Raw genomic sequence first — 8834 nt, 5'->3', positions numbered from 1 at the left:
ATGCCCGACCTCGTCCGCGCGGTGGTCACGTTCGCCTCGCCCGCGCCGTTCACCGGCGGCGACGACTGGTTCGCCGGAATGCAGGCACCGGGCGGTCTGCGTGCCGCGGTGGAGGGCGAAGCCGCTCGCCGGCGCTTCGCCGAGACCGATCAGTTCGATCCGGCGCAGTTCGTGGATGCCGACTACGCAGCGCTCGAGGACGACTGGGCTTCACTCGGAGCCGACGCCGGCGCGGCGGAGGAGCTCGGACCCGACGGACTCATCGACGACGACCTCGCGTTCACCCGGCCCTGGGGGTTCGAGCTCGCGGAGGTCACGGCATCCGTTCTCCTCGTCCAGGGTGAGCGCGACCGCGTGATCCCTCCCGCTCACGCGCGGATGCTGGCGGCCGCCCTCCCGCACGCGACGCTCGACCTGCGTCCCGACGACGGCCACGTCTCGGTTCTCCGTCACCTCGGCGCCGCACTCGCTCGCTGACTGTCCAGAACACGCCGCTCGCGCGCGGCCGACGCGGCGTGTCGTGGACACTCGTCGGTCTTGTCGCGCGGCCAGGGCGTTGGGTCAGAGCGCCGGGTCAGGGCGTCGGGTCAGGCGGTCGCGCCCCGCCCCCGCAGGCGCAGCAGCGCCTCACCCGCCGCGGCGATGATCGCGGCCAGCCCCAGCGAGACGGCGATGGTGGTCAGCGCGGCCGCGGGGCCGGTGGCATCCAGGGTCGCTCCCGCGATCACTCCGCCGATCGGGACGCCGAGCGACATCGCCGCCGTGGGATAGGCCAGCGTCTCGGTCACCCGCCCTTCGGGCGCGCGGGCGGATGCCACGAGGATCCCCGACACCATGACCGGCGACACCGTGAGTCCGAGCAGCAGGATCACCCCGAACAGCGGGAGGACGGACTGCTCGGCGACGGGCAGGGCGAGCGAGACGACCGCCGCGACCGCGGCGAATAGGATGAACCGCGCCGCCGGAGACAGTCGCCACGAGCGAGCGCCGGTGACCACCGAACCGGTGGCGATGGCCACGGCCAGGGCGCTGAAGGCGGGACCCGCGAGCCAGGGGCGTCCGTCGACCTCGGCCCAGCCGACCAGGCTCACGTCGAACGAACCGAACACGCCGCCCAGGGCCACGCAGGCCAGGGCGATGGGCACGACGCCGAGCGGGGGGAGCACGATGCCGCGACGACGCAGCGGGGTGCTGCGGGCGGGTTCGGTGCCCCGCTGAGAGGCGAGCCAGACGCCGCCGATCACCCCGAGCCCGAGCGAGCCGAGCATGGCCACGGCCGGATCCAGGGCCGCCGCCACCGCGGTGATCGCGGGCGGCCCGCTGATGAAAACCATCTGATCGCCGATGGTCTCCAGCGCGAGCGCCGGGGTGCGCTGGGCCGGCGGGGCGAGCACCGTCCACCGCGCGCGCACGGCGGAGGTGAGGTCGGGGGTCGCCGCCCCCGTGAAGAACGCGGCGACGAGCCATGTCCAGAACGGCGCCCCCGACAACACGAGGGCGAGCAGGACGGATGCCGTGAGCACCAGGCATCCGAGAGACACGAGGATGACGCGGCTCTGGCCGAACCGGTCCATGCGCGACGACCACAGGGGAGCGGCGATGGCCATGCCGCCGACGAGCGGGGCCACGACGATGCCTGCCGAGGCGAAACTCCCCGTGGCCGACGACACGAGCAGGATGATGCCGAGCGAGAGGGTCGCCCGAGGGAAGCGCGCGAGGATGCCGGCGGCGACGAAGCTGCGGGCCCCGGGCAGTCGCAGCACCTGTCCGTACGCGCGAACGCCCTGTCCGGTCTCGGCGGCTACGCTCATGCGCGCACCGTCGGGTCCACGGCATCCGGCGCCGACCGCGGCCCGAGCGCCTCCGCACAACTCCGGCAGGCGGCCCGGTCCGCGCGGGGGTGAGAGGCCGCGCGCGCAGTTCTGCAAGAGCTGTGCGGCGCGCCTCCTGCCGCCGCGGCCTGAGCCGTCGGAGCGCTCGGGTGCGCGCACGGCGCGGAGCTCCTGCAGAACGGGCGCAGTGCCGCCGGCCTCACGCCGGCGGGCCGGATCTGCAGGAGCTGTGCGCCGCTCGCCCGCATCACGCGGTGTAGTCGAATCGGCTGATCTCCTCGAGCGCCTCGACGACGAACGACACGCTCTGCTCGAACAGCTCCGCGCCGTGCGCGGCGTTGGCGCCGGTCGGGTCGCCCAGGACACCGGTCGGGCCGAAATCGTTCGACAGCCATCCGAAGGTCACGGGCTTGGAGTTGAAGCCGATGTGGCGGAAGTCGCCGATGTGCGCGGGCACGGTCGCCTCGAATTTCGACGCGTCGACGAGCTCGGGCCGCAGGTGCATGATCATGCTGGTCTCGCCGTGTCCGGCGTGGATGCCGGTGCCGTGCTCGTCCGGGCCACCGTCGGTGCCGTCGAACGAGGGGACGCGGGCGGCGGGCATGAAGAACGTGCGCAGACCGAAGCGGCGGCGCAGTTCCCGGTTCGCGACGTTCAGCAGCGCGACGTTGCCGCCGTGCCCGTTGAGGAACACGAGCGTCCGCGCGCGGGTGGTGAGGATCGACCGGCCGATGTCGACGACGGTCTGCAACATGGTCTCGGGCGTCAGCCACAGCGTGCCCGGCGCCCACGAGTGCTCGTCGGACTTCGTGATCGACAGCGTCGGCAGCTGCCAGACGTCCAGCCCCTGCGCGGCTGCGCGCGCGACGGCGGCCGTGGCGGAGGCCTCGGCGACGATGGCATCCGTCGCCAGGGGGAGGTGCGCACCGTGGTGCTCGATCGCGCCCGTGGGGAGCACGAGGATCGAGTTCTCGGTCAGGGCTTCGGCTGCGGCGGGGCCGCTGAGCTCGGCGAGAAGACGGGTCATGAGATGATCGCTCCCTTGCGGGCGCCGGTGTAGTCGGGGTTGAGCTTGCCGGGGTTCAGCAGCCCGTTCGGGTCGGTGAGCGCGGCGGTCTCGGCGGTCTGTTCGACGTTGAAGTCGACGTTCCACTGGTGCGGGTTGTGCACGCCGACACCGATCGCGTTGAGCTCGGCGATGCCGCGGTACACGTCTTCTTCGCTGACGTAGGGTGCGGCGAGCATGCCGATCGGGAAGGCCCTCGTCGACTCGATGTGCAGCTTGCTCCCGGGGAACACCGCCTCGACGGCCTCGATGTCGTCCGCCAGCGGGGCGCCGGCGACCTCGAGGTGGAATACTTCGTGCGGCTGGCTCTTCTGGTACCACTCGATGGGGTGGTTGTAGCTCAGCATCGACAGGCGGATGCTCGCCTGCGGCCCCTCGCGCACGGCCTCGACGCGGCCCCCCGCGCCCTCGATGATCGCGGTGACGGTGTCGATCTGGCCGGCGTCCAGGATGACGCGCAGGCTCGACCGGTCCTCGGGGATGGCGTCGTCGGCGGGGAGGGATGCCGAGATCTCGGGCCCGTCGCCCGACACCAGGCGCGGTGCGGGGTCGAGGTTGCCGATGGTCTGCACCACCGAGAGGGTTCCGGTGAAGTTGGGGAAGCTCGCCCATAGGCCCCGCCACTCGCGGAGCGGCTCGAGCCGCACCGTCGCGCGCACGATGACGCCCGCGGTGCCGTAGTTGTGCACGTACTTCTGGGCCTCGTCGCCCTCGAAGTGGTGGATCTCGTCGCTGCCGTCGGCGTGCACGACGTCGAGGGCGGCGACGAAGCCGCGGTCGTTGGAGCCGTGCTCGATCGAGCCGGTGCCGCCGGAACCGCCCGAGAGGAAGCCGCCGATCGTCGACTGCGCGGTCGAGGGGTACATCCACAGGGCCTGGCCCGCGGCCCACGCCGCCTGCTCGAGCAGCACCATCGGGGTGCCGGCCTCGGCGGTGATGAAGCCGTCGCCGACCTCGACGATGGCCTTGGCGCGGGTGGTGTCGATGACGAGACCGCCCTGCATCGGGATTCCCTGTCCGTAGTTGCCGGTGCCCTTGCCGCGCACGGTGATCGGAACCCCGTGACGGGATGCCGCGGCCACGGCCGTGGCGATCTGCTCGGCGTTCGCGGCGAAGACGACGAGATCGGCGAGGCCGAGGGGAAGCTGGGCGGCGATGATCGGCGACATGGGGGAGCCGTCGACGCTGGCGCGCTCGCGCACGCGCGGTTCGGCGCTGACGGCCGCGGGGCCGAGCAGGTCGAGGAGTTCGTCCTCGAGGGAGAGGACGCGGGTGGCGGTGTCGCTCATGGGGTGTGTCTCCGGTGGAACGGGTGGGGATGGATGCCGGGGTGGTGCGGCTTGCGGTCTCTTCGACGGGCTCGGGGACCAGGGTTCGGGGGCCGGGGAGCGCGTGCGAGCTCCGGTGGGGACCGAACGGCCGGGTCGGCGTCAGCCGACCCGGCCGTTCGCGTCAGAACGAGATCGAGGTGTCGACGAACTCGTTCGTGTACAGGTCGGCCGGGGTGTAGCCGGCCGCGGGCGGGGTGCCGAGGTCGGTGTACACCTTGCCCGCCTTGTCGAAGAAGTCCGCGAAGCGGTCGTCGTCGAAGTCGCCGTAGGTGGAGTTCGTGCCGTTGCCGACGAGGCCGAGGTCGACCTGCGTCTTGACCGAGTAGTCGGCGACGCCCTGGGTGTAGGTCCAACCGGTGGCGTACTGGTCGACGAGGTCGAGGATGAGGGCGTTGGCTGCCGACGGGTCGGCGTAGTACGCGACGCCGGCCTTCTGCAGCACGGGCACGAGCTGCGTCAGGCACGGCGACAGCTCCTCGAAGTCGGCGGCCTTCACCGACACCGACGACTGGTAGGTCTGCCATCCGGCGTCGTGGATGAGGGCGAAGTCGACGGGCTTGCCCCACGCGGAGACCTCGTTCTGGTACACGTAGGGCTCGGCCGAGGCGAAGCCCTGCTGCATGTCCTTGCCACCGGCGGCGACGAAGTTCGACGGGGTGCCGTCGTACGAGCCGTCGAGGATCGAGGCATCGGCAAGCCCGGCGCTCTTGAGGTACTCGATGTACGCCGAGCCGTCGAAGTAGCGCCACACCCCGCCGTTGGCCGAGAGGGCGGCCTTGACGTCATCCACCGACTTCACGTCGGGGTAGGTGGTCGGGTCCCACATGACCATCGTCGGGCTGATGTCGAGCGGGGCGAAGACGGCCTTGGTCGGGGTGGTGTCCGAGAGCTGGATCGCCTCGTCGGTGCTGATGTAGCCGAGGGTGATCGCGTCGTCCTGGTACATCTGCGCCGAGACGGTCTGGAAGCCGATGGCGGGACCACCGGCGCGGATCTCGAGGTTGACGCCCGTGAACTCGCCGTCCGACATCAGGGGGCCGGTGACCGCCTTGGTGTTGGCGTCGATGGTGTAGTCGTCCTTGATCATCTCGTAGAGGTGACCGTGCTCGGCTTCGGGGTTCCAGTCGGTCTGGATGACGATGGTGGCGGGGCAGTCGGCCGACAGGTCGACTGAGCCGATCTCCATGTCGGCGGTGGGGGCGGTCTCCGCGGCGCTGCCGGCGCAGGAGGTCAGGGTGAGGGCGATCGCGACGGCGCCGGTGACGGCGGTGCCGCGGACGAGGGTGGAGCGCTGCATGCTGGTTCGCTTTCTGTGACGGGGGTGGTGCTCTCGGGTGCGGTGTTTTCGGGTGCGACGGATGCCGCCGCGGTGCGTGCGCGGCATCCGAGAGGAGTGGTGCGGGTCAGAGGGTGCTGTCGTACCAGCGGCCGACGGCCACCTTCGACATCCAGCCGAAGAGGGCGAAGATCGCCACTCCGAGCAGGCACGCCGCGAGGATGGCGGCGAACAGCTCGGCGCTCTGCAGGCGCGACTGGTAGTTGGCGATGAGCGAGCCGATGCCGGGCTCACCGCGGCGGAAGAAGTAGTCGCCGACGATCGCGCCGATGACCGACAGGCCCGCCGAGGTGCGCATGCCGACGAAGATCGACGGGAGGGCGGCGGGGAGGGTGAGCTTGGTGAGCACGGTCCACTTGTTGGCCTTCTGCAGGCGGAACAGCTCGCGCTGCGACTTGTCGACCGACTGCAGGCCGAACAGCGTGTTCGACACCATGGGGAAGAGGGCGATGAGCACGCAGACGATGACGCGGGCGAGGAACTCGTAGCCGAACCAGAATCCGACCAGCGGCACGAGCGCGAGGATCGGGATGCACTGCAGCATGACGGCATAGGCGTAGGTGGAGCGCTCGACCCAGCGCGCGAGCGACATCGCGATCGCCCAGCCGATGCCGAGCACCATGGCCACGAACAGGCCCGTGAGGGCGACGCCGGTGGTGCGGAACAGCGCGATCCAGATGTCGGCGCCGACCTGCGGGTCGAAGAACCCGAGGGTGAACATCTCGTGCGGCATGGGCATGAGGAAGCCCTTGCCCGATGCCGCGAGGCCGATCGAGATGGCGTACCAGCCGCCCAACAGCACCACGAGCACGGCGAGAGGCGGGCCGAGCGCGAAGGCGCGGGCACCGAACCGGCCGCGGGCGGTCGCCGGGCGTGCGCGCGGAGTGGTGGGCGGGGGAGTGGATCCCGTGGGCGCGGACGACGAGGCGACGACCGGCTCTGCAGACGTGGTGCTCATGAGTGTCCTTCCCGAAGGGCGTGGGAGACCTCGCCGACGAGCTTCGCGTACTCGGCCGTGTAGCGGATCTCGGGGTCGCGGGGCATGTCGAAGGGGATCTCGAAGGTGTCGACGAGGTGACCGGGGCGCCCCGACATCACGACGACCTTGGTGGAGAGGTAGATGGCCTCGGAGACCGAGTGGGTGATGAAGAGCCCGCCGAACTTCTGCGCGACGAAGATCTTGATGAGTTCGTCGTTGAGGCGTTCGCGGGTGATCTCGTCGAGGGCGCCGAACGGCTCGTCGAAGAGGAAGAGTTCGGGGTCGAGCGTGAGCGAGCGCGCGAGCGAGGCGCGCATCTTCATACCGCCCGACATCTGCTTGGGCAGGTGCTTCTCGAAGCCGTTGAGCCCGACGAGGTCGATGGCCCACTGCGCCTTCGGGGTGCGGACGCGCTTGGGCTGCCAGTTGAGCTCGGCGAGCAGTTCGACGTTCGACTGCACGTCGCGCCAGGGCAGGAGCGTGGCGTCCTGGAAGACGTAGCCGATGCGGTCGGTGTTGACGGTGGCGACGCCCTCGCTCGCGGTCTCGAGCCCCGATGCGATGCGCAACAGGGTCGATTTTCCGCAACCGGAGGGGCCGACGACGCTGACGAATTCGCCGCGGTTCACGGTGAGGTCGACGCCGGAGAGGGCGGTGGTGCCGTTGGGGAACGTCAGGGCGACGTTGCGGAAGTCCAGGATCGGCGCGGTGGGATCCGCGACGGATACCGGGGCGGGAGAGGCCAAGGTCACGGGGGCGCTCACTTTCCGTTGGGGGCGGGTTACGACGCCGTCGCGGGTGCGGCGGAGCGGGTGGGGACGGGGAGGGCGACGGATGCCGCGGTCTCGGTCGAGACGGTCGTGCGGCTGACGAGCCGGCCGCGGTGGATCACGATGCGGTCCGCACTGGCGAAGGCGACGGCCTCGCCGAGCGAGTCCGCCTTGATCGCGACGAGGTCGGCTCGGGCTCCGGCCGTGGGACCGGCGACCGCGAGGCCCATCACATCGCGGGCGCCGATGGTCACGGCATCCATCGCGTCGGCGGGGGCGAGGTGTCCGGCGCTCACGAGGAGCGAGGCGGTCTCGAGGTGGTCGCAGCGCCCGACGGGGTTGAACGGGTCGCGCACGTTGTCGGCGCCGGCGGCGACGCGGACCCCGGCGGCCTTGAGGCGGCCGATCGGTGCGATGCCGCGGGGGATCGCGCGGTCGACGCCCCACCCCTGCAGGTAGAGGTTCGTGATCGGCAGCGCGATGATGCCGATGTCGGCGGTGCGGATGCCGTCGGCGAGCACGTCGAGTTCGGCCTCGGCCATCATGCTCAGCCGCACGCAGTGACCCGCCGTGCGGGGGCGGTGCCAGCCCGTGACGGCGGCGGCGTAGGCGGCGAGGGTGTCGAAGCCCGCGAGGCTCTCGTCGGTGTGCAGGTCGAGCCCGACGTCGCGACGGCGGGCCAGCGCGATCAGGCGCTCGAGGTCGGCGATCGGGTCATCGGCGAGGTGCGGGGCGCCGCCGACGAGGTCGACGCCCGCGTCGAGGGCCGCCTCGAACACCTCGTCGGGCACGGTCGGGCCGCCGAGGGCGACGAGCTCGATGTCCATGAGTCCGGCGAGCTCGGCGCGCAGGCGCAGGAGGGCACGGACGCCCGTGAGGGCGTCGTCGCCGCGCAGCAGGTCGACGTGGGTGCGCACCGCGGTGATCCCGGATGCCAGCATCCGTCGTGCCGTGGAGCGGGCGCGAGCGAGTGTGTCGTCCTCGTCGAGGGTCATGGCGTAGGCGTGCCAGCTGTCGATGGCGCGTTCGAGGTCGCCGAACGGGGGCTGGATGGCATCCCACGATTGCGACTTGTCGAGGTGCCCGTGGGGTTCCGCGCCCGCGGCGGTGACGAGGTACCCGGTCAGATCGAGCGTCGCCCCGTCGGTCTCGGGGAGGGGGCTGCCCGCGGGCACGACCGCCAGCACCTCGTCGCCGTCGAGCGCGATGTCGACGAGGTCGCCGGAGGCGAGGCGCACACCCCGCAGGGCGGCGATCGAGACGGGTGGGACGGCGGACACGAAGGCCTCCGGTGAATCGGGATGACGGGAGTCGAGACGAGCGCCACGACGACGGGGCGAGCCGCCTGGGGCGGCTGCGTCAGTGTTGGTGTGACCAACATCCGGCGATGCTCCGATGCTAGGAACCGCGCGTTTCCGCCGTATTTCTCGCGCGTGACCCTCGTGACAAAGTTGTCGGACAGGTGCCGTTCCGCGCACGACGCAGCCGCTCCTGAGCCGCGCACCGCTTGCGCGCACCGC

At 71.2% G+C, this 8834-nt stretch carries 8 protein-coding genes; 1 reads left to right on the top strand and 7 read right to left on the bottom strand.

Translation table 11 applies throughout. The features are described from left to right. Positions 1-477, top strand: a 477-nt coding sequence (locus RWP81_RS11430; RefSeq protein WP_314456202.1) for an alpha/beta hydrolase, incomplete at its 5' end; no start/stop codon positions are given. Positions 478-587: 110 nt separating this feature from the next. Here RWP81_RS11430 and RWP81_RS11425 read toward each other — a convergent pair. From RWP81_RS11425 to RWP81_RS11395, 7 genes are all read right to left on the bottom strand, one after another. Then, on the bottom strand, positions 588-1811 hold the full coding sequence (locus RWP81_RS11425) for an MFS transporter (RefSeq protein ID WP_314456200.1): 1224 nt from the start codon (positions 1809-1811) through the stop codon (positions 588-590). Positions 1812-2079: 268 nt separating this feature from the next. Next, positions 2080-2859 (bottom strand): creatininase family protein, encoded by a 780-nt coding sequence (locus RWP81_RS11420; RefSeq protein ID WP_314456198.1) that lies wholly within the window; start codon positions 2857-2859, stop codon positions 2080-2082. Further along, on the bottom strand, positions 2856-4187 hold the full coding sequence (locus RWP81_RS11415) for an FAD-binding oxidoreductase (RefSeq protein ID WP_314456196.1): 1332 nt from the start codon (positions 4185-4187) through the stop codon (positions 2856-2858). The genes RWP81_RS11420 and RWP81_RS11415 overlap by 4 nt, the downstream gene beginning before the upstream one ends. 163 nt (positions 4188-4350) lie before the next feature. Beyond that, positions 4351-5526 (bottom strand): ABC transporter substrate-binding protein, encoded by a 1176-nt coding sequence (locus tag RWP81_RS11410; RefSeq protein ID WP_314456194.1) that lies wholly within the window; start codon positions 5524-5526, stop codon positions 4351-4353. 106 nt (positions 5527-5632) lie between these two features. After that, positions 5633-6523, bottom strand: coding sequence for an ABC transporter permease (locus RWP81_RS11405; protein ID WP_314456192.1), 891 nt, complete (start codon positions 6521-6523; stop codon positions 5633-5635). Then, positions 6520-7296 (bottom strand): ABC transporter ATP-binding protein, encoded by a 777-nt coding sequence (locus RWP81_RS11400; RefSeq protein ID WP_183418749.1) that lies wholly within the window; start codon positions 7294-7296, stop codon positions 6520-6522. Before RWP81_RS11400 ends, RWP81_RS11405 begins: the two co-directional genes overlap by 4 nt. A gap of 29 nt (positions 7297-7325) precedes the next feature. After that, positions 7326-8594: an amidohydrolase family protein gene (locus tag RWP81_RS11395; RefSeq protein ID WP_314456189.1), complete on the bottom strand. Its 1269-nt coding sequence runs from the start codon at positions 8592-8594 to the stop codon at positions 7326-7328. Positions 8595-8834: the final 240 nt, after the last annotated feature.

This window comes from uncultured Microbacterium sp. (genome assembly GCF_963521695.1).
Lineage (GTDB): Bacteria > Actinomycetota > Actinomycetes > Actinomycetales > Microbacteriaceae > Microbacterium.
The sequence above is the reverse complement of the archived record's forward strand: the minus strand, read 5'-3'. Positions and strand labels throughout refer to the sequence as shown.

Excerpts from the sequence above, each read along its gene's own strand:
- RWP81_RS11425 (WP_314456200.1), bottom strand. The coding sequence starts at position 1,811 with ATGAGCGTAGCCGCCGAGACCGGACAGGGCGTTCGCGCGTACGGACAG.
- RWP81_RS11420 (WP_314456198.1), bottom strand. The coding sequence starts at position 2,859 with ATGACCCGTCTTCTCGCCGAGCTCAGCGGCCCCGCCGCAGCCGAAGCC.
- RWP81_RS11415 (WP_314456196.1), bottom strand. The coding sequence starts at position 4,187 with ATGAGCGACACCGCCACCCGCGTCCTCTCCCTCGAGGACGAACTCCTC.
- RWP81_RS11410 (WP_314456194.1), bottom strand. The coding sequence starts at position 5,526 with ATGCAGCGCTCCACCCTCGTCCGCGGCACCGCCGTCACCGGCGCCGTC.
- RWP81_RS11405 (WP_314456192.1), bottom strand. The coding sequence starts at position 6,523 with ATGAGCACCACGTCTGCAGAGCCGGTCGTCGCCTCGTCGTCCGCGCCC.